Annotated in this window: 18 protein-coding genes and 1 pseudogene; 13 read left to right on the top strand and 6 right to left on the bottom strand. The window is 66.1% G+C overall.

Annotated elements, in window-relative coordinates:
- Positions 1-36: 36 nt before the first annotated feature.
- Both CEY09_RS09200 and CEY09_RS09195 read right to left on the bottom strand, forming a co-directional pair.
- On the bottom strand, positions 37-585 hold the full coding sequence (locus CEY09_RS09200) for a hypothetical protein (protein WP_088588396.1): 549 nt from the start codon (positions 583-585) through the stop codon (positions 37-39).
- Between the two features lie 75 nt (positions 586-660).
- Complete coding sequence (locus tag CEY09_RS09195) at positions 661-1,281, bottom strand: chorismate--pyruvate lyase family protein (protein ID WP_088588395.1); 621 nt, start codon at positions 1,279-1,281, stop codon at positions 661-663.
- Between the two features lie 365 nt (positions 1,282-1,646).
- Here CEY09_RS09195 and CEY09_RS09190 point away from each other — a divergent pair, with 365 nt between their 5' ends.
- From CEY09_RS09190 to CEY09_RS09150, 9 genes are all read left to right on the top strand, one after another.
- On the top strand, positions 1,647-2,537 hold the full coding sequence (locus CEY09_RS09190; protein WP_088588394.1) for a nitrilase family protein: 891 nt from the start codon (positions 1,647-1,649) through the stop codon (positions 2,535-2,537).
- A gap of 36 nt (positions 2,538-2,573) precedes the next feature.
- Positions 2,574-3,740: a substrate-binding protein gene (locus tag CEY09_RS09185; protein ID WP_088588393.1), complete on the top strand. Its 1,167-nt coding sequence runs from the start codon at positions 2,574-2,576 to the stop codon at positions 3,738-3,740.
- 55 nt (positions 3,741-3,795) lie between these two features.
- Positions 3,796-4,629, top strand: coding sequence for a branched-chain amino acid ABC transporter permease (locus CEY09_RS09180; RefSeq protein WP_088588392.1), 834 nt, complete (start codon positions 3,796-3,798; stop codon positions 4,627-4,629).
- Positions 4,622-6,439, top strand: a complete 1,818-nt coding sequence (locus tag CEY09_RS09175) for a branched-chain amino acid ABC transporter ATP-binding protein/permease (protein WP_088588391.1) — start codon at positions 4,622-4,624, stop codon at positions 6,437-6,439. Before CEY09_RS09180 ends, CEY09_RS09175 begins: the two co-directional genes overlap by 8 nt.
- Positions 6,436-7,149: an ABC transporter ATP-binding protein gene (locus CEY09_RS09170; protein WP_088588390.1), complete on the top strand. Its 714-nt coding sequence runs from the start codon at positions 6,436-6,438 to the stop codon at positions 7,147-7,149. Before CEY09_RS09175 ends, CEY09_RS09170 begins: the two co-directional genes overlap by 4 nt.
- A gap of 61 nt (positions 7,150-7,210) precedes the next feature.
- Entirely contained in the window at positions 7,211-8,374 is a 1,164-nt protein-coding gene (locus CEY09_RS09165) for a transporter substrate-binding domain-containing protein (RefSeq protein WP_088588389.1), read from the top strand.
- Positions 8,375-8,376: 2 nt separating this feature from the next.
- Positions 8,377-9,012 carry an ANTAR domain-containing response regulator gene (locus tag CEY09_RS09160; RefSeq protein WP_035214086.1) on the top strand — a complete coding sequence of 212 codons (636 nt, stop codon included), beginning with the start codon at positions 8,377-8,379 and terminating at the stop codon, positions 9,010-9,012.
- Positions 9,013-9,037: 25 nt separating this feature from the next.
- Entirely contained in the window at positions 9,038-10,537 is a 1,500-nt protein-coding gene (locus CEY09_RS09155) for a M81 family metallopeptidase (protein WP_088588388.1), read from the top strand.
- A gap of 37 nt (positions 10,538-10,574) precedes the next feature.
- Positions 10,575-11,306, top strand: coding sequence for a pseudouridine synthase (locus CEY09_RS09150; protein ID WP_088588387.1), 732 nt, complete (start codon positions 10,575-10,577; stop codon positions 11,304-11,306).
- Between the two features lie 87 nt (positions 11,307-11,393).
- On the opposite strand, the gene CEY09_RS09145 is transcribed toward CEY09_RS09150, so the two are convergent.
- Positions 11,394-12,299, bottom strand: coding sequence for a LysR family transcriptional regulator (locus CEY09_RS09145; RefSeq protein ID WP_006227398.1), 906 nt, complete (start codon positions 12,297-12,299; stop codon positions 11,394-11,396).
- A gap of 285 nt (positions 12,300-12,584) precedes the next feature.
- Between CEY09_RS09145 and CEY09_RS09140 the strand changes: the two are divergent.
- The 3 genes and pseudogenes from CEY09_RS09140 (at position 12,585) to adeC (ending at position 18,429) form a co-directional block, all read left to right on the top strand.
- Positions 12,585-13,760 (top strand): annotated as a pseudogene (locus CEY09_RS09140) (efflux RND transporter periplasmic adaptor subunit).
- Between the two features lie 14 nt (positions 13,761-13,774).
- Positions 13,775-16,954, top strand: a complete 3,180-nt coding sequence (locus CEY09_RS09135) for an efflux RND transporter permease subunit (protein ID WP_088588386.1) — start codon at positions 13,775-13,777, stop codon at positions 16,952-16,954.
- On the top strand, positions 16,954-18,429 hold the full coding sequence (gene adeC / locus CEY09_RS09130; protein ID WP_088588385.1) for an AdeC/AdeK/OprM family multidrug efflux complex outer membrane factor: 1,476 nt from the start codon (positions 16,954-16,956) through the stop codon (positions 18,427-18,429). Before CEY09_RS09135 ends, adeC begins: the two co-directional genes overlap by 1 nt.
- Before the next feature lie 175 nt (positions 18,430-18,604).
- Here adeC and CEY09_RS09125 read toward each other — a convergent pair whose 3' ends face one another.
- Both CEY09_RS09125 and CEY09_RS09120 read right to left on the bottom strand, forming a co-directional pair.
- A complete protein-coding gene (locus CEY09_RS09125) occupies positions 18,605-18,856 on the bottom strand; it encodes a GlsB/YeaQ/YmgE family stress response membrane protein (protein ID WP_088588384.1) in 252 nt (83 codons plus the stop codon).
- 136 nt (positions 18,857-18,992) lie between these two features.
- On the bottom strand, positions 18,993-19,607 hold the full coding sequence (locus CEY09_RS09120) for an SCO family protein (RefSeq protein WP_088588383.1): 615 nt from the start codon (positions 19,605-19,607) through the stop codon (positions 18,993-18,995).
- Between the two features lie 285 nt (positions 19,608-19,892).
- Between CEY09_RS09120 and CEY09_RS09115 the strand changes: the two genes are divergently transcribed.
- Positions 19,893-20,633 carry a methyltransferase domain-containing protein gene (locus tag CEY09_RS09115; RefSeq protein ID WP_175216725.1) on the top strand — a complete coding sequence of 247 codons (741 nt, stop codon included), beginning with the start codon at positions 19,893-19,895 and terminating at the stop codon, positions 20,631-20,633.
- A 42-nt stretch (positions 20,634-20,675) separates the two neighbouring features.
- On the opposite strand, the gene CEY09_RS09110 is transcribed toward CEY09_RS09115, so the two are convergent.
- Complete coding sequence (locus CEY09_RS09110) at positions 20,676-22,742, bottom strand: M3 family metallopeptidase (protein ID WP_088588382.1); 2,067 nt, start codon at positions 22,740-22,742, stop codon at positions 20,676-20,678.
- Positions 22,743-22,789 lie beyond the last annotated feature (47 nt).

Here is a 22,789-nt window from a genome sequence, read left to right as displayed (position 1 = left end):
TGCCAAGGAAAGGGGGAAGGGGACGCGTGAAGGCGATCATTGTGGGGGATCCGCCGCCTCTGGCGTCGCATCCGTTGCCGGCGCGCGTGGGCGGCCGGGCCTGCCGAAGAACCAATAGGTGCAAAGCAGCGAGCCCACGATGCCGGGCAGGGCGCCCACGCTCAAGGGGAACAACAGGTCCGTCCATCTGAAGTCTTGGCTGCCGAAGGCGGCCAGGAACAGGAATCCGTACAGGCCGCCCGCCACCGTCATCATGCCTAAGGCGGGCCAGGTCGGAAGAACGGGTTTGAGCGCGCCCGCCACGATGCCGCACAGCAGCGCCGGCACGATGCCGAAGACGTAGAACCACGGCAGGCCAAGGACGGCCACGACCAGGTTCTGGGGATCCCGGGTCACCGCCGAGAGGGCCAGCATGAGCGCGGCGCCGCCGATGGCCGGCGCGATGAAGGCGTACATGAGGCCACCGGCGACAAGGTCGCTGACGATGCGGCGCCGGGTGTCGTCGGGCTTGGGGTGCCGGAAGCGGTAGGCCACGGCAGCCAGGGTGCCAAGAAGGAGCAGGCCGAGAACGAGGTAGGGTCTCATTACCTTATTCTGGCATAAGCGGCCCCGCGCGGCGCGAGCCTCCTTGGCGCCGGGCGGGAGCCAGCCTTCCGCGCCTTAGCGCGGCGTGCGCTGATGCGGGACCAGCGGCGGCACGGGCCGGTCCGCGATCAGTTCCCAGAAGCCGGGCAGGAAGCACTCGGCCACCAACAGCGGCTGGCCCTGGCGCCAGAACACGGATCGGCGCGCCCAGATGCGGGCCGCGTCGTGGTCCCGCTGTTCAGGCGGCAGGACGTCACGTGCCGTGGCGTGAAACGGCACCGGGCGCGCCAGGCGGCGGCAGGCGAAGGGCGACCGGATGACGGTGCTGTCGTGATACAGCATGTCGGCCAGCGGCCGGGTCAGCAGCCGGCGCATGCCTTGCCAGGCGCCGTGCGACGCGCCCAGGGGCGTGAGGCTGCGGGCCGGCACGCTGTCCACGCCGTTCACCGACATCAGCACTTCCCGGATCCACACGGGCGTGCCGGGGGCGATGCCCATGGCGCGGGCCTCATCCAGCGGGGCGCCGTCGGCGTATTCGGCCAGCACGCGCAGGCGGACCTGGCCGACTTGGCGCAGGCCGGCGGTCAGCGCGCCGGGGCGGAACAGCCAGTGGCGCACGGCCGGCGACAGGATGGGCGGGGCGACGGGGAGCCAGCCAGCGGCAAGGGGAGGGTGATGTGCTGCGGGTTTCATCATGGCTGCGTATTATGCCAAGCTCGGCTGACGGCCCCAATGCGTCGCAATGACGCAGCGGCAAGGGCGACGCCGTAAAAAGGACTGCGCGGCTAGCGGCCGGCCCGCGATTCCTGCGTCCGGGAAAGCACTTATTGTCCCGGGATCGGCGCGATCTCTATTATCTGCCCACGGTCAAGATTGACCGGAATGCCTTCCCTCCCGTTGACGGGACCCGCAATCGGCTTTGGCCGTTTCGAGCAAGGCATGCAGTACCCCGCAGCAATAATTGCTGCTTGAACATTTGGTATGGCTATAGAAGCCCCCGACTTGCACGCGATGCGTGGTCGGGGGCTTTTTCGTTTTCAATTTTCAAATTGGGAGATCGCATGCAAGCGTCGGACACGCAGAGTTCCCCGGCCACGGCCATCTGGGTAGCCAGTGTGCAGATGGCCCCCGTGATCGGCGACGTCGCCGCCAATGTGGCCCGTTCGACCGAGCTGGTGGAGCAGGCCGCCGCAAAAGGCGCGCGGCTGGTGGTGCTGCCCGAATTGGCGAACACGGGTTACGTGTTCGAGAGCCGCGAAGAGGCTTATGCACTGGCCGAAGCGGTGCCCGACGGCCCCAGTTCGCAGGCCTGGATCGCGCTGGCGCAGCGCCTGGGCATCTACCTGGTGGCGGGCATTGCCGAACGCAGCGGCGACCGCCTGTACAACGCCGCCCTGATCGCGGGCCCTTCCGGCTACATCGGCACGTATCGCAAGCTGCATCTGTGGGGCGACGAAAACTTGTATTTCGAGGCCGGAGACCTGGGCCTGCCGGTGTTCCATACCGAGCTGGGCCGCCTGGGCGTGGCCATTTGCTATGACGGCTGGTTCCCCGAGGTCTACCGGCTGCTGGCGGTGCGCGGCGCGGACATCGTGGCGGTGCCGACCAACTGGGTGCCGATGCCGGGGCAGACGCTCGACGGGCCGGTGATGGCGCATGCGCTGACCATCGGGGGGGCGCACAGCAACGGCTTGACCGTGGTGTGCGCCGACCGCGTGGGCACCGAACGCGGCCAGCCTTTCGTGGGCCGCAGCCTGATCGTGGGATCGCAGGGCTGGACGGCCGCGGGCCCCGCCAGCGTCGATCAGGAAGAAGTGCTGCTGGCGTCCATCGACGTGCAGGCCTCGCGCCGGGCGCGCCAATTGAACGATTTCAACCACGTGCTGCGCGACAGGCGCTGCGATATCTACGACGAGCAACTGGGCGCTGATGGCGCCCCGCGGCAACGTTAAGCGATGGCCCATGGCCGACTCCCAAGGAGCAACCTCATGAAACCCCTGTTCAGCAGCTTCCGCCTCCGCCTGTCGATCGTCGCGTTACTGGCGGGTGTCGCCAGCGCGCACGCGGCAGAACCTTTGCGCATCGGCGTCCCGGTCGGCCTGTCGGGTGCCAACAGTGTCGTGGCGCCCGGCGTGGTGCAGGCGTCCCAACTGGCGGCCGACGAGATCAACGCGGCTGGCGGCATATTGGGCCGCCAGATCGTGCTGGAGATCGCCGACGACGCCTCGGGCGCCGTGGGCGCGCAAAAGGCCTATGACACGCTGGTCTTCCAGAAGAAGGTCGATGCCATCATCGCCATGGAAACCAGCGCGGCGCGCAATGCCGCGCTGCCCATCGTGTCGCGCGGCAAAGTGCCCTATATCTACACCTCGTTCTATGAAGGCCGTTCGTGCAACCGCTGGATGCACGTGAACGGCTGGGTGCCGGAGCAGCAGGTGGCGCCGGTGGTGGACCACTTCATGAAGGAGCGCGGCGCCAAGACCTTCTTCCTGGTCGGCAGCGACTACGCCTTCGGCCGCGGCATGCTGAAGTTCACGCGGGAATACATCGAGAAGCAGGGCGGACGCGTCGTGGGCGAGGAATACCTGCCCATCGACGGTTCGGACTGGACGCCCGTGGTGTCGAAGATTCGTTCGGCCAACCCGGATGCGCTGATCAGCTCGACGGCGGGGGGCGGCCCGAACGTCAGCCTGGCCAAGCAGGTCAAGGCGGCGGGGCTGTCCATGCCCTACGGCAACCTGGCGATCGACGAAGGCACGGCCAAGACCATGGGCGACACGGCGGTGGGCATGTACATGTCGGCGTCGTACCTGACCAGCATCGATACGCCGCAGAACCGCAAATTCCTGGACGGCCTGAAGGCGAAATTCGGCAACGACGCCAAGACCGCGAATGAATTCTCGGGCCCGCAGTACGAAGCCTTCTATCTGTACAAGGCGGCGGTCGAGAAGGCGGGCGGCATGGATCCGCAGAAGGTGGTGCAGGCCTTGAGCGAGGTGTCGTTCGACGGCCCCCGCGGCCCCGTCAAGATGGACCGCCAACGGCACGCGGCGCTGACCATGCGCCTGGGCCAGGTGCAGCAGGACGGTTCCATCAAGATCCTGCAGACGTTCAATCAGGTGGACCCGGGTGCGCAATGCCCGGATCTGAAGTGACGCCGCAGTAACGTGATACGCGCCGCCGGCCCGTTCGGCGGCGCCGGAGATCGATATGGGTTTGCTGCTGGACATCTTGAGCACGGCCGCCATGCTGTTCATCGTGACGTCGGGGCTGATGATCATCTTCGGCGTGATGAAGATCGTCAATTTCGCGCACGGGGCGATTCTTACGCTGGGAAGCTATGCCAGCCTGGTCGTGACGCAGTTGGGCCTGAACCCCTGGGTGGCCCTGCCGTTCGCGTTGGCGGTCGGCGTGCTGGTGGGCATGGGCGTTGAACGCCTGATCGTGCAGCCGCTGTACAAGCGGCCGCTGGACGCGATCCTGGCCACGTGGGGGCTGGGCATCGTGATTGGCCAGCTCATCACCGTGGCATTCGGGCGCGAAGTGCAGTTCGTGGATTCGCCGATCCAGGGCGCCGTGTCCTTCCTGGGCACGGAGTACTCGGCGTACCGCCTGTTCCTGGTGCCCGGGGCGCTGCTGATCTACGCCGCCATGACGCTGCTGCTGAACGGCACCCGCTTCGGCGTGCGGACCCGCGCCGTGATCATGAACGAGGACCTGGCGCGTGGCCTGGGCATCAACGCCGAGCGCATACGCTTCACGACCTTTGGCCTGGGGGCGGGGCTGGGCGCGCTGGCCGGCGCGCTGATCACGCCGTTGTCCAGCGTCGATCCGAACATGGGCCTGCCGTGGCTGGTCAGCGCCTTCATGCTGGTCATGGTGTCTGGCCATTCGATCACTGCATTGCTCCTGACCTGCCTGGTCTATGGCGCTTGCCAGGTGCTGGTGAGCATTTTCGTCAGCCCGATCCTGGGCGGCGTCACCATCGCCGTATTGGCCGCGCTGACGCTGCGCCTGCGTCCCCAAGGATTCGCCCATGACTGACCATACGCTTGCCCAAGACGCGCAGGCGGCCTCCGTGCCGGCCTCGCGCTCGCCGCGCGGCCACGCGCTGCCGTTGCTGGCGGCCATGTGCCTGGTCCTGACCGTGGCCGGCCCCTGGCTGTTCGACACCTACTTGCTCAACGTGCTGATCAAGGCGCTGTTTTTTGCGATGGCGGCCGTGACGGTGGATGTGCTGTGGGGCTACACCGGCCATCTGACGTTCGGCCAGTCTGCCTTTTTTGGCGTGGGCGCCTATGCTGCCGGCCTGGCCTTCACGCATTATGGGTTTTCGCCTGGCACCGCTGCGCTGGCCGCATTGGCGGCAGTGGGTACCGCGGCGTTGCTTGCGCTGGTGACGGGGTGGCTGTCGTTCTATCGGGGGGCGTCGCCATTTTTCGCGACGGTCATCTCGCTGGTGCTGCCCATCGTGCTGATGCAGCTGGTGTTGGCCGGCGGCACCTATACCGGGTCGTCGTCCGGCCTGACGGGCTACGAGACGTTCGACCTGTCTCTTGAGGCCTGGTATGTAATTGCGGCGGGAACGCTGTCGGTGGTGGCCTTGTTGGCGTGGGTCGTGGTGCGCAGCGACGGCGGGCGCATCCTGGTGGCGCTACGCGACAACGAATCGCGTTGCAGCTACCTGGGCCTGAACACCGCCCACTGGCGCATCGTGCTGCTGGTGGTGTGTGGCGCCGTGGCCAGCCTGGCGGGCTTCGGCTATGGCGCGTTCAGCGGCGTGGTGGCGCCGGAGCTGACAGGATTCGTGTTCGGCACGGAGTTGATCATCTGGGTGGCCCTGGGCGGACGCGGCACCATCTGGGGCCCTGTACTGGGCGCCATCCTCATCAATGTGGCGGGTTCTTACCTGAGCGGGAATCTGCCGTTCCTGTGGCAATTGTTGCTGGGCGTGACGTTCATCCTGGTGATCCTGCTGTTGCCGCGCGGGCTGTTGCCGTTGCTGACGGCGCCGTTCCGGGGGCGCGGCGCGGCAGCTCCCGTGCCCACGCTTGGTGTGCGCACCGGGCAGCCGCAACCGGCCAGCGGGGCATCGTGGGCCTTGAACCTGTCTGGCGTGGCCAAGCGCTTCGGTAGCCTGAAGGTGCTGGAGGGCATCGACCTGCGGGCCAAAGGCGGTGAGCTGGTGGGCCTGATCGGCCCCAACGGCGCGGGCAAGACCACGCTGATGCGCTGCATTGCCGACGGCGCCGAACGGTCCGAGGGCGAACTGGAGCTGTACGGCCACCGCGTCCTGCGGGATGGTCCGGAGCAATGCGTGCGCTACGGCCTGGGGCGCAAGTTCCAGAATGCCAACGTGTTCGACACGATGACGGTGGCCGAAAGCCTGCGCATCGCCACGACGCTGCGCGAGCAGCCCTCGTGGTGGCGCCGCGCGTCCACCTTGGATCTGCCGCCTTACGCGCTGGAAGTGCTGCGCGTGACGGGGCTGGACCAATGCCTGGGCAGCGTGGCCCGCGACCTGTCACACGGGCAGCAACAGGCGCTGGAACTGGCGATGGTGCTGGCGCTGGAGCCGCGCATCGTGCTGCTGGACGAGCCTACGGCGGGCCTGTCGAAGGCTGAACGGGCGCAGATCGGCCAGATGCTGTCGTCGCTGGCGCACAAGTACGGGCTGTGCTGCCTGCTGGTGGAGCATGATCTGGACTTCGTGAAGGAAGTGGCGACGCGGATCGTCGTCCTGCATCAGGGGCGGATCGTCATGGACGGGAGCTTCCGCGACGTCGTGGAATCCGAACTGGTGCGTACCATCTACTCGGGCAGCGCGCAGGCTGCGCAAGGAGCAGGGCAATGACGGGTACTGCGCCGGCATTACGCCTGGACGGCGTGTCCAGCGGCTACAAGGGCTCGGTGGTGCTGAACGATGTTTCCCTGTCGGTCGAGCGCGGCGCCTGCGTGGCGCTGCTGGGCAAGAACGGCATGGGCAAAAGCACGCTGCTCAAGACCATCATGGGCTACCTGCCCAAGTGGCGGGGGCGCGTCAGTGTGGGCGGGGTGGACGCTACGCGCTTGCGCCCGCACGAGGTGGCGCGCTGCGGCGTCGCCTACGCGGCGCAGGAACAGCCTCTGTTTCCCGACCTGAGCATCCGCGACAACCTGCGGCTGGGCCTGCCGAACGAGAAACTCTTCGACGAGCGCTTCGCCGACATCACCGAGCTGTTCCCGGTGTTCGGGGCGCGGCTGCGCCAGCACGCCGGCACCTTGTCGGGCGGCGAGCAGAAGATGCTGCTGGTGGCGCGCGGACTGATGCAGCGGCCCGAACTGCTGTTGCTGGATGAAATCACCGAAGGGCTGCAGCCCTCGGTGATCGAACGGCTGGCCCGCGCCCTGAACTGGGAGCGCGAACGGCGCGGCACGTCGATGTTCATCGTCGAGCAGAACGTGGCTTTCGCGCTGGGCGTGGCCGACCGCTATCTGGTGCTCAAGCAGGGTGCCATCGTGGACGCAGGCGACGCTGGTGCGCCCCAGGCCATCGGCAATATCATTGACCATCTCAAGGTATGAACGCCGCCATTTCGGTTTCCTCCCTGGCCGGCACGCTGGATTCACGCTCAAGGACGTCATCATGACCTCGCTCCAGGACAAGGACGCAGAACGGCCCGGCTGGCGCATCGGCGTGCTCTATTCGCGCAGCGGCGTGACGGGCACGACCGAGTCGCAGCATTTCTTCGGGACGGTGCTGGCCGTGGAAGAGATCAACGCCTTGGGCGGCGTGCTGGGCCGGCCGCTGGAACCCGTGGTATACGACCCGCGCAGCGATGCCGAGGAATACCGGCGCCTGGCGGCCCGCCTGCTGCTGGACGACGAAGTCAGCGTCATCTTCGGCGGTTGCACCTCGCATTGCCGCAAGGCGATGCTGCCCGTCGTGGAGCGCACCAATTCCTTGCTGTGGTACGGCTCGGTGTACGAGGGCTTCGAGTATTCGCCCAACGTCATCTACACCGGCGCGGCGCCCAATCAGGGCAGCATGCAACTGGCCGCCTACCTCATCCAGAACTGCGGATCGCGCATTTTCCTGGTGGGGGCGGACTATATCTATCCACGCGAAACCAACCGCATCATGCGCGAGACCGTGGAGGAGCACGGCGGCGAGATCCTGGACGAAACCTATCTGCCCTTGGGCTGCGACGAAAGCGACATCATCGACGTCGTGGCGGACATCCGCCGCATCCAGCCCGATGTGGTCTTCTCCACGCTGATCGGCGCGGACGCGCAGCGCTTCTACCAGCGCTACCACGAGGCCTGCCAGCAGGCGGGGGCGCAGACGGCCCACATTCCCATCGCCAGCCTGACCATGGCGGAGTCCGAGGTTGCTGAGATCGGCCCGCAACGTTGCGTGGGCCACATCACCGCCGCCACCTATTTCAATACCGTCGATACGCCCGCCAACCAGCATTTCCTTGCGCGCTGGCGCGAGCGCTTCGGCGAGCATCCCGCCAGCGTCTATGCCGAAACCTGCTATAGCCAGGTGCACCTGTTCGCCCGCGCCCTGCAACGGGTGGGCAGCATGGACACGCGCAAGCTCGTGCGGGCGGTGCATCAAGTCCAGTTCGACGCGCCGGACGGACAGATGTCCATCCTGGCCGAAAACAACCACTGCGTGCTGACGCCGCGCATCGGCGTATGCCGGGCGGATGGGCGGTTCGACATCGTCTGGGAGAGCGACCAGCCGGTGAAGCCCGACCCCTATCTGACGGCGTTCGGTCTGGACGAATTCTGGTTGAAATGAGCATGGACCATAGCCTACGCCGCCTCTATGAGGACCTGCGCAGTGTGGCCGTCGCGGTGGTGTACCCGCCCGGCGAGGACCGCGACGTGCTGGTCGAGCAACTCAAGCGCATCGGTTGCCGCATCCATTTGCATTGGCCATTCCCGGACGCCGCGCCCGCCGGTGCGGACGTGATTTTCTTCCAGGTGTCGCAGTGCGTGCAGAACAGCTCCGCCTGGTCGGCCAGCGAAGTCGAGGCCACCTTGATCGCGCTGTCCGAATACGAAACTCCCACGACGCTCAAGCAATTGCTGAAGACCAACGCGCACGGCGTGCTGACGCGGCCGTTCCGCTCGGCCGGCATCTTGAGCACGCTGGTGCTGGCGCGCTCGGCCAAGCAGTTCCAAAGCCGGCAGCAGGTCAAGATCGACAAGTTGGAAAACACCATCAAGGCGCGGCGCGTCATTGAAAAGGCGATCCGCGTGCTGATGGACCATCAGCGGCTGGACGAGCGTGCGGCCTATGAACACATGCGGACCCGCGCCACCGGGTTGCGGGTCAGTGTGGCGGAAGTCGCCGCCATGATCATCGAGGCCAGCGAGGCCATGGAAAAGCTTGGCCTGGGCGGCTCGCGCCCGGGGCCGGGGCAAAACGGCTAAGTGCCGGCCAGCAAAGAGGAAAACAATGAAAGTCATGATCGCCCGCCTGAACCACGAGACCAATACGTTCTCGCCCGTGCCCACGCCGCTGGCCGCGTTCGGCAACGACGGACCCGCATTTGGCGCGCAGGCCTACGAGGACAACAAGGGCAAGCGCACGGCCATGTCCGCTTTCATGGATCTCGCGGAGGCGAACGGGGCGTCGCTGGTCACGCCGGTATCGGCCACCGCCTATCCCAGCGGCCGGGTGGATGCGGCCGCCTATCGCACGCTTTGCGATGCGATCGTGGCCGGCGCGCGAGGGTGCGGCGCGATCCTGCTGGATCTGCACGGCGCCATGGCGGTCGAAAGCACCGATGACGGCGAAGGCGACCTGCTGGAGCGACTGCGCCAGCAGACGCCCGACGTGCCGATCGCGGTGGCGCTGGACCTGCATGGCAACGTTACGCCCAAGATGATGGCCAACGCCGACGTGATCGTAAGCTTCAAGACCTATCCCCACGTGGACATGTACGAGACCGGCGAACACGCGGGCCGCATCCTGTTCGACTGGCTCAACGGCGGACCGCGCCCGGTGATGGCGTGGCGCCGCCTGCCCCTGATGACCCACACGCTGCGCAGCGCCACGGCCGAAGGCGCCATGCGCGAGGCCGTAGAGGCGGCCCGGCGTGCCGAGGCCGCCGGCATGCTGGGCGTGTCGGTGCTGGCCGGGTTCGCCCTGGCCGACATTCCCGCGCCATGCCTGAGCGTCGTAGTAGTGGGCGCGGGCGAACAGGCGCAGGCCGAGCAGGCGGCTACCGAGATGGCGCAGAGCATCTGGGCGGCGCGTGACGGCTTCTTCTACGACAGCGAACCCCTGGCCGATTCCCTGGCCCGGGCCGCCGAACTGGCGGGCGGCGCCACCAAGCCGGTGCTGTTGCTGGACCATGGCGACAACTGCATGTCCGGGGGCACGTGCGACACCATGGAGGTCCTGATGGCCGCGGTCGATGCCGGACTGACGGGCATCGTCGCCGGCCTGTATTGCGACCCCGAGGCGGTGGCGGCGCTGACGACGGCGGGCGAGGGCGCGCGGGTCGAGATCCTGATAGGCAACAAGCGGCCCATCCCGGCGATCGGCCGCCCCGCGGCGCCGGTACGGCTGCGGGGCGTGGTCGGGGCGGTGACGGACGGCCAGTACGTCATCACGGGGCCGACGTATACCGGCCAGACCGCCTGCATGGGCCGTAGCGCGGTGCTGGACATCGGCGCCGCCAAATTGGTGATCACGGAGCGCACGCACGAACCCTGGGATCTGGGCGTGTTCGAAAGCATGGGGCTGGACCCGCGCCAGGCCCACTTCGTCCTGGTGAAGTCCCGGATGTACTGCCGCCCGGTCTTCGAACCGATCTCGCAGGCGCTGGTGGAATGCGGTAGCGCGGGCGTCACCAGTTCGGACTTCTCGCTCTTTCCCTACGAGCGCCGGCGCCGTCCGCTCTATCCGCTGGAATCCATGGCGCCGTCCGACTACGATCCGGCGGCTTGAGCGGCAGGCCGGTTGGCGTCCGCATACAATACCGGCCATGGAAAAAGTACGCATCTCCAAGCTCATGTCCGAGCGCGGACTCTGCTCGCGCCGCGAGGCCGACAGCTATATCGAACGCGGCTGGGTCCGCGTGGACGGCGCCGTGGTGTCCGAACTGGGCGCCCGGGCCTATCCCGACCAGGTGATCACGCTGGAGCGCGCCGCGCAGGCGCGCCAGACCTCGCGCGTCACGATCCTGATCAACAAGCCGGTCGGTTACGTGTCCGGCCAGGCCGAAAAGGGCTACACGCCCGCCGTGGCGCTGATCGATTCGCGCTCGCGCTTTGCGGGCGACCGGTCGCCGCAGCGTTTCGAACGCGCCCATCTGGACGGTCTGGCCGTGGCCGGCCGGCTGGACATCGATTCCCAAGGCCTGCTGGTGCTGACGCAAGACGGCCGCATCGCCAAGCACCTGATCGGCGAAGATTCCAGCGTCGACAAGGAATACCTGGTGCGCGTGCAGGGCGACCTGACGGACCACGGGCTGGAACTCCTGAATCACGGCCTGTCGCTGGACGGCCGCGCGCTCAAGCCCGCCCATGTGCGCTGGCAGAACCACGACCAGTTGCGGTTCGTGCTGCGCGAGGGAAAGAAGCGCCAGATCCGCCGCATGTGCGAACTGGTGGGTCTGAAGGTCGTGGGCTTGAAGCGCGTGCGCATCGGCCGCGTGTCGCTGGGGGATCTGCCCCTGGGCCAATGGCGCTATCTGCGTGACGACGAAGGGTTTTGACCCCTATTTATTGTTAACGCTGCGGCCGTTTCGGCTTGCAGACCCGGTGGATGGCGACAGATTTTTCAATCTGTTTCCGCGACCCCGCTAAGTCATGAAAGCGGGGGTATCCTTCGCTTGCCCGTCGCTGCCCAGGCGCTCCATCAGGAATTCGATAAAGATCCGGGTCTTGGCGGGCAGGAGCCGGGTTTCGGTGACCGCGTAGACAGGGAAGGGCCCCAGTTGCCAATCCGGCAGCACCCGCCGTAACTGGCCGGACTGCTGTTCTGCCGTCTGGCCGCCGACTAGCACCGCGATGCCCGCGCCCAGCATGGCCAGTCGGCGCGCCATGGCCACGCCATTGACCGAAAACCGGTTGCCCGGGGTGAATTCGATGTGCTGGTCGCCGTTGGACAATGGCCAGCGGGTCACGCGGCCAGCGCCTTCGGCGCGGAACTCGATGCACTCGTGGCGGGTCAAGTCACTGGGGTGCCGGGGTTCGCCGTGCTTGTCCAGGTAGTCGTGCGAGGCATAGAGGTGGGCCGGCAGCATGCCCAGCAGCCTTGCGATTTGCGTCGAGTCGGGCAGATCGCCGATTTCGATGGAGATGTCGCAGGTCTGGAACACGCGGGACGCGTGGTCCGGATTGGCCAGATCCAGGAAAAATGTGACGTCGGGATAGCGGCGGGAGAACTCCATGAACGATTCAGCCAGGAAGTCCGTGCCGAAATCCGCAGGCATGTTCACCCGCAGCGGCCCGGTTGGGGTATCGACGAGTTTCTGCAGTTCTTCGTGGGCGATCTGCGCTTCGGCCACGATGCGCTGGCAGCGCTCGAAGTACAGCCGTCCGGCGTCGGTCAACTCTACCTTGCGCGTCGTGCGGCTGAGCAGCCGCAGGCCAACGGATCGTTCCAGTTCGGCCACCTGGCGAGACAAGGTCGACTTGGGGACACCCAGCGTCGCCGCCGCGCGGCTAAAACTGTGCGTCTTGGCCACTTCTACGAAGAGTTCCATGCCTTGTAAGCGTTTCATGGCGAGATTCTGTCACATGCGAGGGTCTTGGAATTGTCCCATAAATGGAATGATGTTTTCTTAATGCGCCCCTTTGTTTCCAGGGCGGGATAACGCAGAATGCGTGTTCTGCAATGCAGCAATGCGATAAAGCCCACCTTGCGTATTCAACGCGAATCCACCCAGTCGATGCGCATGACCCGCCCTAGCCGCGAAAGCGAGCATGGCGTGGGGGCATAACTTTTTTGTCAGAATTCGGGAATGCAATCTATGAATAAGAAAAGCGCTATGTGGCGCAGCGCGGCGGTTGTCACGCTGACGGCATCGGCTCTCACCTTGGCCGCTTGCGGCAAGAAGCAAGACGCGCCGCAGGCGGGCAAGCCGCAAGTCTCGGTCGTGACCCTGACCACGCAGCCCGTTTCCCTGACCACCGAATTGCCGGGCCGCACGTCCGCATTCCGCGTTGCCGAAGTCCGGCCACAGGTCAACGGCATTGTCCAGAAGCGCCTGTTCACCGAGGGCGGCGAGGTCAAGGCGGGCGAACAGCTCTATCAGATCGACCCTGCGCTCTACCAGGCCAGCGTCGACAGCCAGAAGGCGGCGCTTGCCCGCGCCCAGGCGCAGCAGAAAACCGCCGCCTTGCTGGCCGAACGTTACAAGCCGCTGGTGGCCACGCGCGCCGTCAGCCAGCAGACCTATGACAACGCCGTCGCCTCGCGTGACCAAGCCGCCGCCGACGTGATGTCGGCCAAGGCTGCGCTGGACACGGCGCGCATCAACCTGGTCTACACCAAGGTGTTGTCACCGATCGACGGCATCATCGGCCGGTCGTCCGTGACCGAAGGTGCGCTCGTTACGGCCAACCAGACCGGCGCGTTGGCTGCAGTGCAGCAAATTGACCCGATCTATGTCGACGTGACCCAGTCCAGCGTCCAGCTGCTGCGTTTGCAAGACGCGTTGGCCAGCGGCCAGCTGAAGAAGGCCGATGGCGAACAGGCTGCGCTGGTGACGCTGACGCTGGAAGACGGCTCGCAATACAAGTAGACCGGCAAGCTCCAGTTCTCGGAAGTGACGGTGGACCAGGGCACAGGCTCGATCACGCTGCGCGCGGTGTTCCCGAACCCGGACCGCCGCCTGCTGCCGGGCATGTTCGTGCGCGCCCGCCTGGCTGACGGCGTGGCCGCCGACGGCCTGCTGGTCCCGCAACGCGGCGTGACGCGCAACCAGCGCGGCCTGCCGACGGCGCTGGTGGTCAATGCCAAGAACCAGGTCGAATTGCGTGAATTGAAGACCGACCGCGCCATTGGCGACAAGTGGCTGGTCACCGACGGCCTGGCCGCCGGCGACAAGGTCATTGTGGAAGGTCTGCAAATGGTGCGGCCGGGCGTCGAAGTCGTCGCCACCGAAGCCGGCGCCAACGCGCAGCAGCCGCAGGCGGCGAACGCCGCGCCGGCCAAGCAGTAATCAGGGAGCCATGCATGGCAAAGTTTTTTATCGATAGGCCGGTTTTCGCCTGGGTGATCGCGATCGTGCTGATGATGGCCGGCGCGCTGTCCATCCTGCAATTGCCGGTCTCCCAATACCCCAACATCGCGCCGCCGGCCATCGGCATCGCGGTGACCTACCCGGGCGCGTCCGCGCAGACGGTGCAGGACACCGTGGTGCAGGTGATCGAACAGCAGATGAACGGGCTGGACGGCTTGCAGTACATCTCGTCGGAAAGCAACTCCGACGGCAGCATGTCCATCACGCTGACCTTCAAGCAAGGCACCAACCCGGACACGGCGCAGGTGCAGGTGCAGAACAAACTGGCGCTGGCGCAGCCGCTCTTGCCGCAGGAAGTGCAGCAGCAGGGTATCCGCGTCACCAAGGCCACGAAGAACTTCCTGATCGTGGCGGGCTTCGTGTCCACCGACGGCACGATGACCAAGGACGACCTGGCCGACTACGTCGCGTCCTACGTCCAGGATCCGATCAGCCGCACGCAGGGCGTGGGGGACTTCCAGCTGTTCGGCTCGCAGTACGCGATGCGCATCTGGCTGGATCCCGCCAAGCTCGTCAACTACGGGTTGACCACGGTCGACGTGGTGGCGGCGATCAAGGAACAGAACGTGCAGGTGTCGTCCGGCCAGCTGGGCGGCCTGCCGTCCGTGCGCGGGCAGCAGTTGAATGCCACCATCATCGGGCCGTCGCGTCTGGAGAAGGCCGAAGACTTCGGCCGCATCCTCTTGAAGGTCAATGCCGACGGGTCGCAAGTGCGCCTGGGCGATGTCTCGCGCATCGAACTCGGCGGCCAGACCTACGCCATCGACAGCTTCTACAACGGCAAGCCCGCCTCGGGCCTGGCAATCAAGCTGGCGCCGGGTGCCAACGCGCTGGATACGGCGCAGGCGGTGCGCGACACCATCAACAACCTGAAGCCGTATTTCCCGCCGGGCATGGACGTCGTCTATCCGTACGACACGACGCCGTTCGTCAGCCTGTCGATCCATGAAGTGTTCAAGACGCTGGTGGAAGCCATCATCCTGGTCTTCCTGGTGATGTACCTGTTCCTGCAGAACTTCCGCGCCACCATCATTCCCACGCTGGCCGTGCCGGTGGTGCTGCTGGGCACCTTCGGCGTGCTGGCCGCCTTCGGCTATTCCATCAACACCTTGACGATGTTCGGCATGGTGCTGGCCATCGGCCTGCTGGTGGACGACGCGATCGTGGTGGTCGAGAACGTTGAGCGGGTGATGGCCGAAGAGGGGCTGACACCCAAGCAGGCCACTCGCAAGTCCATGGGCCAGATCACAGGCGCGCTGATCGGCATCGCCATGGTGCTGGCCGCCGTGTTCATCCCGATGGCGTTCTTCGGCGGCTCCACGGGCGTGATCTACCGCCAGTTCTCGATCACCATCGTGTCCTCGATGGTGCTGTCGGTGCTGGTGGCCATCGTCTTCACGCCGGCCTTGTGCGCGACCTTGCTCAAACCCATCCCGAAAGGCCATCACGGCACGAAGAAGGGCTTTTTCGGCTGGTTCAACCGCACGTTCGAACGTAGCAGCAACGGCTATGCCAACAGCGTGGCGCGCGGCCTGAACCGCACCAAGCGCCTGATGGTGGTGTACCTGGCGCTTGTCATCGCCATGGGCTGGCTGTTCACGCGCATCCCGACGGCGTTCCTGCCGGCGGAAGACCAGGGCATCCTGTTTGCCCAGATCCAGACGCCGGCCGGCGCTACCGCGGAAGCCACCAAGGCCGTCATCGACGACGCCACGAAGTATCTGCTGACCGAAGAAAAGGACGCCGTGACCTCGGTGTTCGCGGTCAACGGCTTCAACTTCGGCGGCCGCGGCCAGAACGCGTCCATCCTGTTCATCAAGCTGCGCGACTGGGAAGAACGCGGCGACGCGAAGCTGAAGGCCGGTGCCGTGGCGGCGCGCGCCAACGCGCATTTCGCCAAGACCGAACGCCGCGCGCAATTGTTCGTGGTGCCGCCGCCCTCCGTGATGGAACTGGGCAACGTGACGGGCTTTGACTTCCAGCTGATGGACCGCGCCGGCGTGGGCCATGAAAAGCTGCTTGCCGCGCGCAACCAGTTGCTGGGCGAGGCCGCGAAAAGCCCGGTGCTGATCGGCGTGCGCCCCAACGGCATCGAAGACGCGCCGCAGTACCAGCTGGACATCGACCGCGAGAAGGCGCGCGCGCTTGGCGTGGCCGTGTCGGACATCAACAGCACGCTTGCCACCGCCTGGGGGTCGTCGTATGTCAACGACTTCATCGACCGCGGCCGCGTGAAGAAGGTGTTCGCGCAGGGCGAGGCGTCGTCGCGCATGCTGCCGGAAGACCTGAACAAATGGTACGTGCGCAACAACGCGGGCGACATGGTGCCGTTCTCAGCGTTCTCGAAAGCGACGTGGAGCTTCGGCCCGCAAAAGCTGAACCGCTATAACGGCGTGCCGTCCTACAACATCCAGGGCCAGGCGGCGCCGGGCTACAGCTCGGGCGCGGCCATGGACGAGATGGAACGGCTGGCGGCCAAGCTGCCCGTGGGTGTGGGCTTCGAATGGACGGGCCTGTCCTTCGAAGAACGCCTCTCGGGTTCGCAAGCACCGGCGCTATACGCGATTTCGCTGATCGTGGTGTTCCTGTGCCTGGCGGCGCTGTATGAAAGCTGGTCTATCCCGACCGCGGTCATGCTGGTGGTGCCGTTGGGGATCATCGGCGTGCTGCTGGCGACCTTGATGCGGGGCTTGTCCAACGACGTGTACTTCCAGGTGGGGCTGCTCACCACAGTGGGGCTGGCGGCCAAAAACGCCATCCTGATCGTGGAGTTCGCCAAAGAGCACTTCGAGGCTGGGGCCAGCCTGACGGAATCGGCCATTCACGCCGCCCGCCAGCGCCTGCGTCCGATCCTGATGACGTCCCTGGCATTCATCCTGGGCGTGACGCCGCTGGCGATCTCGTCGGGCGCCGGTTCCGGCAGCCAGAACGCCATCGGCACGGGCGTGATCGGCGGCATGCTGACCGGTACGTTCCTGGCCATTTTCTTTGTCCCCGCGTTCTTCGTGATCATGCTGCGCATGTTCAAGGTCAAGCGCATGAGCGAAAACCGCGATAAGCACGACACCAGCGCCAACGGCCCGCAGGAAGTGTCTGCCGAGGGACAACCGTAATGAAACTTCAGATGAGAACCTTATTGTCTGTTTCCCTGGCGGCGGCCCTGGCGGGCTGCTCGCTGGCCCCGACGTACGAGCGGCCGGACGCGCCGGTCGACGCCGCCTATCCCACCGGCCCGGCGTATAAAGCGGACGGTTCGCAAGCGGCGCAAGGGATGTCCACGGCTGATATCGGCTGGCGCGACTTCTTCGGCGACCCGCTCCTGCAACAGCTGATCGAGCTGTCGCTGGCGAACAACCGCGACTTGCGCGTGGCGGCCCTGAACGTGGAAGCCGCGCGGGCGCAGTACCGCATCCAGCGTGCCGATCTGATGCCCAGCGTGGGCGTCGCCGGCCAGGAGTCGGCGCAGCGCACGCCGGCGGACCTGTCCGCCAGCGGCCGGGCCACGACCAGCCACAGTTATCAGGTGGGCGCCGCCATGTCCGCCTGGGAGCTGGACCTGTTCGGCCGCATCCGCAGCCTGAGCGACAAGGCGCTGGAATCCTATCTGGCGCTGGACGAAACCCGCACGGCGACCCAGCTGACGCTGATCGCCGAGGTGGCCAATGCCTATCTGACGCTGCGCGCCGACCAGGAGCTGCTGAGCCTGACGCGCGACACGTTGAAGAGCCAGGAAGATTCCTTCAAGCTCACCCAGCAGAGCTATGACCAAGGTTTGTCGACCGCACTGGACCTGAGCCAGGCCGAAGTGTCGCTGCGCACGGCCCAGCGCAACCTGTCGCAATACACGCGCCAGGCCGCGCAGGACCGTAATGCGCTGACCCTGCTGGTGGGCCAGCCCATGTCGCCCGAGATCACGGCCGCGCTGGATCAGGCCACCAGGCTGGACGACAGCATGCTGCCGACCACCTTGCCAGCCGGCCTGCCGTCAGACCTCTTGGCCCGCCGCCCGGACATCCGCGCCGCCGAGCACCAGTTGAAGGGCGCCAACGCCAACATCGGCGCGGCGCGTGCCGCGTTCTTCCCGACGATCAGCCTGACGGGCCAGGCGGGCACCGCCAGCGCCAGCCTGGGCGGCCTGTTCGAAGGCGGTTCGGGCGCCTGGAGCTTCGTGCCCCAGATCACGGTGCCGATCTTCGCGGGCGGCTCGCTGCTGGCGGGGCTGGACTTGGCGAAGGTGCAGAAGAACATCCAGGTCGCGCAGTACGAAAAGTCCATCCAGACGGGCTTTCGCGAAGTGGCGGACGCCTTGGCCGGCCGCGGCACGCTGGACGACCAGATCCAGGCGCAACGCCTGCTGGTGGACGCCAACCAGCGCGCCTACGACGTGTCCGATCAGCGTTTCCGCCAAGGCATCGACGACTACCTGAGCGTGCTGGACTCGCAACGTTCGCTGTACAGCGCGCAGCAGGCGCTGGTGGACACGCGCCTGGCCCGCCTGTCGAACCTGGTGACCTTGTACAAGGTGCTGGGCGGCGGCTGGACTGAGCGTACGGCCACCGCGCAAGCTACACCGGCCACCGGTTCGTAGGATGGGTGAAGCGCGAGAGCCCATGGCGAAGCACTCGCTTGCCCAGCGCGCGCAACCCATCAAACGGCGATGGCGCAATGGCCGAATTGGCTAGGAACCCACCGCCGCATAGCCAAGAAAAAACGGGCCGATCGAAAGATCGGCCCGTTTTCTTTGATGCTTGCCTAGCGGAACGTCAGGCTCGCTTTTTGGCGATCATGCCAACCACGAACAGCACGATGATGGCGCCCACGACCGATGCGATCCAGCCGGCGGGTTCGCCTTCCGCGTACCAGCCCATCGTCTGGCCCAGGAATCCGGCGACCACAGCGCCCACGATGCCCAGGATGGTGGTCATGATGATGCCCATGTTCTGGTCTCCGGGCATGATGGCCCGGGCGATCAGGCCCACGATGAACCCGACGATGATCATGATGATGAAGCTCATGCGCGTACTCCTTACTAGGGGGAAAAGGGGCAATGTGCACTGATGATACTCACGCTCCGAATCGCCCCGCTGTAACAACTGGTATGTGGCGCACGCCCGCAACATGTTGCGGCGCATTGTTGCAGCCCGCCCTGGGTCAGGAGGTCAGGTCGATCAGTTGGCGTACATCCTTGGTCAGGGCTTCGATGCTGTCGGTGTCCGAGGCCAGCAGGCGCGCGCGGCCCTCTTTGTCGAAAATGTACACGCCGCGGCTGTGCGTCACTTCGTACATGTCGGCGTCGTCGCCGGGGCGGGGCTTTTCGATCTGGTAGGCGACGCGGTAGCGGCGGGCCAGGTCGGCGATCTGTTTTTCGTCACCGGTCACGCCGATGGCGTTGTTGTTGAACGCATTGACGTAGGCCTGCAGGATGTCGGGCGTGTCGCGGTGCGGGTCCACGCTGACGAACAGGATGCGCACGTCGCGGGCCTTGTCGCCCAGGTTCTGCAGCACGGCCGTCAACTGCGCCATGGTGGTGGGGCAGATGTCCGGGCAACTGGCGTAGCCGAAGAACAGCAGCACTGTCTTGCCCTTTAGGTCGTCGCTGCTGACCGTCTTGCCGCCCGCGCCGGGCAACGAGAATTTCAGGTCGGGCAAGTGGCCCTTGACGTTGTAGAGGGTCCAGTCGACATTCCGGTCGCCGCACGCGGCAAGCAATACGCACAAGGCCAGCAGCAAGCCACGCCAGGCGCGGCCGGTAATGAGGTGTCGCATAAGTCCAGGGGCCGAAAGGGTTGGAAGGGGAAAGCCCGGCAAACCTGTCGATTCTACCCGCAAGCCCCGGGCAGGGCGGCGCCCCCCCCAGCCGCTGGCGCGGTGCCGCCAGCACGCTTCTTGTCCTGGCGCAAACTTCTGGTGCGAGAAAGGGCACGCGCCGACTTGTGAAGCTTTGTCTGAATATTGTTGGAGAACTGGCAAATTCGCCCCGCCGGGCCATACCGGCGCACTACATTCAGGGCCTTGTCAGTGCAGTGTTTCAGGGAAGCTTCGAACGTGGACATGGCCGTGGGCACCGCCCTTCGTTATCCGTACTATCCGTATTACCCGGTGGTGGTGGACATCCTGCGTAGCCGGGTCGCCGATCGGGTGCTGGACGCGCCTTGCGGGCTGGGCTGGCTGGGCGACACGCTGCCGGGCGCCAGTGGCCGGCAGGTGGTGCTGGACGGCGTGGGGCTGTGGGAGTTTCCGCCGGCAAGCGCGGGCTATCGTTCCGTGACCGAACACGACCTGGAAACGCCGCTGGCTGTCGCCCAGGAGTACGACGCAGCCGTCTGCTGCGAGGCCATCCACCTGCTGACCAATCCGGGCGTGCTGGTCCAGAGCCTGCACCGTGCGCTGCGTCCTGGCGGCACGTTGATCCTCACCACGCCGAACACCTGGAATCTGCGCTCGCGCTTTCAGTTCCTGATACGCGGGTTCCATTCGGGCTTCCGCCCCATGGTGGGCCGCCAGCGCGGTGCGGACTACATCACGTATTTCCCTTGGAGCTTTCCGCAACTGCATCTGCTGCTGTCGCACTATGGTTTCGTGGACATCACGCTGCACGAGGTCGACGAGGTCAAGCCCAAGCGGAGGATCGAGCACTTGCTGGCCGTGCCGTCGCAGTTGTACTACCGGCAGCGGATCAAGCGCGCGGAAACCGAGGAAATCCGTGATTTCTGGAAGCAGGCGGCGTCCAGGCAGTCGGTGCACGGACGCTGGCTGGTTGTATCGGCGCGCAAGCCGGCGGACGAAAAATAACGGCCCCCACTCGGCGGGCCGTTCCAGGGAAAGACGCGGGCTCTAGTTGCCGCTCATGCCGCTATGGCGCAGCAGGGCGTCAATGCGCGGCGCGCGGCCGCGGAAGGCCGCAAACGATTCCGCTGCCGGACGCGAGCCGCCCACGGCCAGCACTTCGCGGCGGAAGCGCGCGCCGGTTTCCGGATCCAGCGTGCCCAGGGCGTTGCCGGCCTGCTTGGCTGCCGCTTCCTCGAAGGCTTCGTACGCGTCGGCGGACAACACTTCCGCCCACTTGTAGCTGTAGTAGCCCGCGCCGTAGCCGCCTGCGAACAGGTGCGAGAAGGCGTGCGGCAAGCGATGCCATGCCGGCGGGAACAGCACCGCCACTTCCTGGCGCACTTCTTGCAGCAGCGCCAGCACTTCGGCGATGGTGGCGCCCTTCGCGCGGTCGTGCATCAGCATGTCGAACAAGGCGAACTCGATCTGGCGCACCGTCTGCATGCCGCTCTGGTAGTTGCGGGCAGCCACCAGGCGGTCGTAGAGCGCGCGCGGCAGCGCTTCGCCCGTGTCCACATGGGCCGACAGCTTTTGCACCACCGCCCATTCCCAGCAGAAGTTCTCCATGAACTGCGACGGTAGTTCGATGGCGTCCCATTCCACGCTGGCGAACGCCGCGGCGCCCGGTTCGTCCACTTCGGACAGCAGTGCGTGCAAGGCGTGGCCGGTTTCGTGGAACAGGGTGATGACGTCGTCATGCGTCAGCACGGCGGCGCGGTCGCCATTGGGGCGCGAGAAATTGCAGGTCAGGTAGACCACCGGCGTCTGCACGCGGCCAGCCACGACGCGGCGCGTGCGCTCGCTGTCGACCCAGGCGCCGCTTTGCTTGCCGGAGCGCGCATACAGGTCCAGGTACAGGTAGCCGATCAGATCGCCCGTGGGGCTTTCCACGCGCACGCCGCGGGCATCGCTGTGCCAGGTGGACACCGGCGTTTCCGTCAGGCGCACGTCGAATAGTTTTTCGATGACTTCGTACAGGCCTGCCAGCACGCGCGGCTCGGTGAAGTACTGCTTCACCTCGTCTTCGGAATAGGCGTAGCGCGATTCGCGCAGGCGCTCCGAGGCGAAGGCCACGTCCCAGGGCTGCAGCCCGTCCAGGCCCAGTTCGCCGGTGGCGTAGGCGGTCAGTTCGGACAGGTCGCGTTGGGCGTAAGGCTTGGCGCGGGCGGCCAGGTCGCGCAGGAAGACGGTCACTTCGCGGGCGTCGCGGGCCATGCGGGTCTGCAGGCGCAGCGCGGCGAAAGTGCCCAGGCCCAGCAGGCCGGATTCTTCGGCGCGCAGCGACAGCAGTTCTTCGATCAGCGGAGAATTGTCGAACTGGCCGTCGCCATGTTCGGACGCCACGGTGCCATAGCCGCGGTACAGCGCTTCACGCAGCGAGCGGTCTTGCGCGTACTGCATGACGGGCAGGTAGCACGGCATCTTCAGCGTCAGCTTCCAGCCCGGCTTGCCGTCTTCCTCGGCGGCGGCGCGGGCCGCGGACAGGACATCGGCCGGGATGCCGGCCAGACGGGCTTCGTCTTCGACCAGCAGCGACCAGGCGTCGATGGAATCCAGCACGTTTTCCGAGAACTTCTGCGAGGCCTGCGCTTCGCGGTCAGAGATCTGGGCGTAGCGCTCGCGGTCGGCGCCCTGCAGTTCGACGCCGCTCAAGCGGAAGTCGCGCAGCGCCATCTCGACGATGCGGCGGCGCACCGGCGACCACGACGCGAAATCGGGGGCGGCGGCCAGGCGCTGGTATTGCTGGTACAGGCCTTCGTGCAGGCCGACCCAGGTCGAGAACTCGGTGATCAGCGGCAGGGCGGCGTTATAGGCTTCGCGCAGCTCTGGCGTGTTGACGACGGCGTTCAGGTGGCCCGCCACCGACCAGGCGCGCCACAGGCGCTCAGAGGCGGTGTCCAGCGGTTCCACCACGGCTTCCCAGGTGGGCGCCAGCGCGGCATCGGCGGCGTGGTCGACGGCCTGGCGGGCGATGCCCAGCAATTCCTCGATGGCGGGCACGATATGCCCGGGCTTGACGGCCGCATAGTCGACCAGATCGGAGACGGGAGCGAGCAGGGGGTTCTGGGTCATGGTGTTACCGGCGTGAGCAATAGCGGGCGGCGCGCGGGGCATGCACC

The organism is Achromobacter marplatensis (assembly GCF_002209535.1).
Lineage (GTDB): Bacteria > Pseudomonadota > Gammaproteobacteria > Burkholderiales > Burkholderiaceae_B > Achromobacter > Achromobacter marplatensis.
Note: the sequence above shows the minus strand (reverse complement) of the source record. Positions and strands in the feature narration are given on the sequence as shown.

What these genes read in the sequence shown, in the direction of transcription:
- CEY09_RS09155 (WP_088588388.1), top strand. Translation starts at nt 9,038, where the DNA reads ATGAAAGTCATGATCGCCCGCCTGAACCACGAGACCAATACGTTCTCG.
- CEY09_RS09125 (WP_088588384.1), bottom strand. Translation starts at nt 18,856, where the DNA reads ATGAGCTTCATCATCATGATCATCGTCGGGTTCATCGTGGGCCTGATC.
- adeC (WP_088588385.1), top strand. Translation starts at nt 16,954, where the DNA reads ATGAAACTTCAGATGAGAACCTTATTGTCTGTTTCCCTGGCGGCGGCC.
- CEY09_RS09135 (WP_088588386.1), top strand. Translation starts at nt 13,775, where the DNA reads ATGGCAAAGTTTTTTATCGATAGGCCGGTTTTCGCCTGGGTGATCGCG.
- CEY09_RS09110 (WP_088588382.1), bottom strand. Translation starts at nt 22,742, where the DNA reads ATGACCCAGAACCCCCTGCTCGCTCCCGTCTCCGATCTGGTCGACTAT.
- CEY09_RS09195 (WP_088588395.1), bottom strand. Translation starts at nt 1,281, where the DNA reads ATGATGAAACCCGCAGCACATCACCCTCCCCTTGCCGCTGGCTGGCTC.
- CEY09_RS09190 (WP_088588394.1), top strand. Translation starts at nt 1,647, where the DNA reads ATGCAAGCGTCGGACACGCAGAGTTCCCCGGCCACGGCCATCTGGGTA.
- CEY09_RS09180 (WP_088588392.1), top strand. Translation starts at nt 3,796, where the DNA reads ATGGGTTTGCTGCTGGACATCTTGAGCACGGCCGCCATGCTGTTCATC.
- CEY09_RS09120 (WP_088588383.1), bottom strand. Translation starts at nt 19,607, where the DNA reads ATGCGACACCTCATTACCGGCCGCGCCTGGCGTGGCTTGCTGCTGGCC.
- CEY09_RS09115 (WP_175216725.1), top strand. Translation starts at nt 19,893, where the DNA reads ATGGCCGTGGGCACCGCCCTTCGTTATCCGTACTATCCGTATTACCCG.
- CEY09_RS09200 (WP_088588396.1), bottom strand. Translation starts at nt 585, where the DNA reads ATGAGACCCTACCTCGTTCTCGGCCTGCTCCTTCTTGGCACCCTGGCT.
- CEY09_RS09160 (WP_035214086.1), top strand. Translation starts at nt 8,377, where the DNA reads ATGGACCATAGCCTACGCCGCCTCTATGAGGACCTGCGCAGTGTGGCC.
- CEY09_RS09185 (WP_088588393.1), top strand. Translation starts at nt 2,574, where the DNA reads ATGAAACCCCTGTTCAGCAGCTTCCGCCTCCGCCTGTCGATCGTCGCG.
- CEY09_RS09175 (WP_088588391.1), top strand. Translation starts at nt 4,622, where the DNA reads ATGACTGACCATACGCTTGCCCAAGACGCGCAGGCGGCCTCCGTGCCG.
- CEY09_RS09165 (WP_088588389.1), top strand. Translation starts at nt 7,211, where the DNA reads ATGACCTCGCTCCAGGACAAGGACGCAGAACGGCCCGGCTGGCGCATC.
- CEY09_RS09170 (WP_088588390.1), top strand. Translation starts at nt 6,436, where the DNA reads ATGACGGGTACTGCGCCGGCATTACGCCTGGACGGCGTGTCCAGCGGC.
- CEY09_RS09145 (WP_006227398.1), bottom strand. Translation starts at nt 12,299, where the DNA reads ATGGAACTCTTCGTAGAAGTGGCCAAGACGCACAGTTTTAGCCGCGCG.
- CEY09_RS09150 (WP_088588387.1), top strand. Translation starts at nt 10,575, where the DNA reads ATGGAAAAAGTACGCATCTCCAAGCTCATGTCCGAGCGCGGACTCTGC.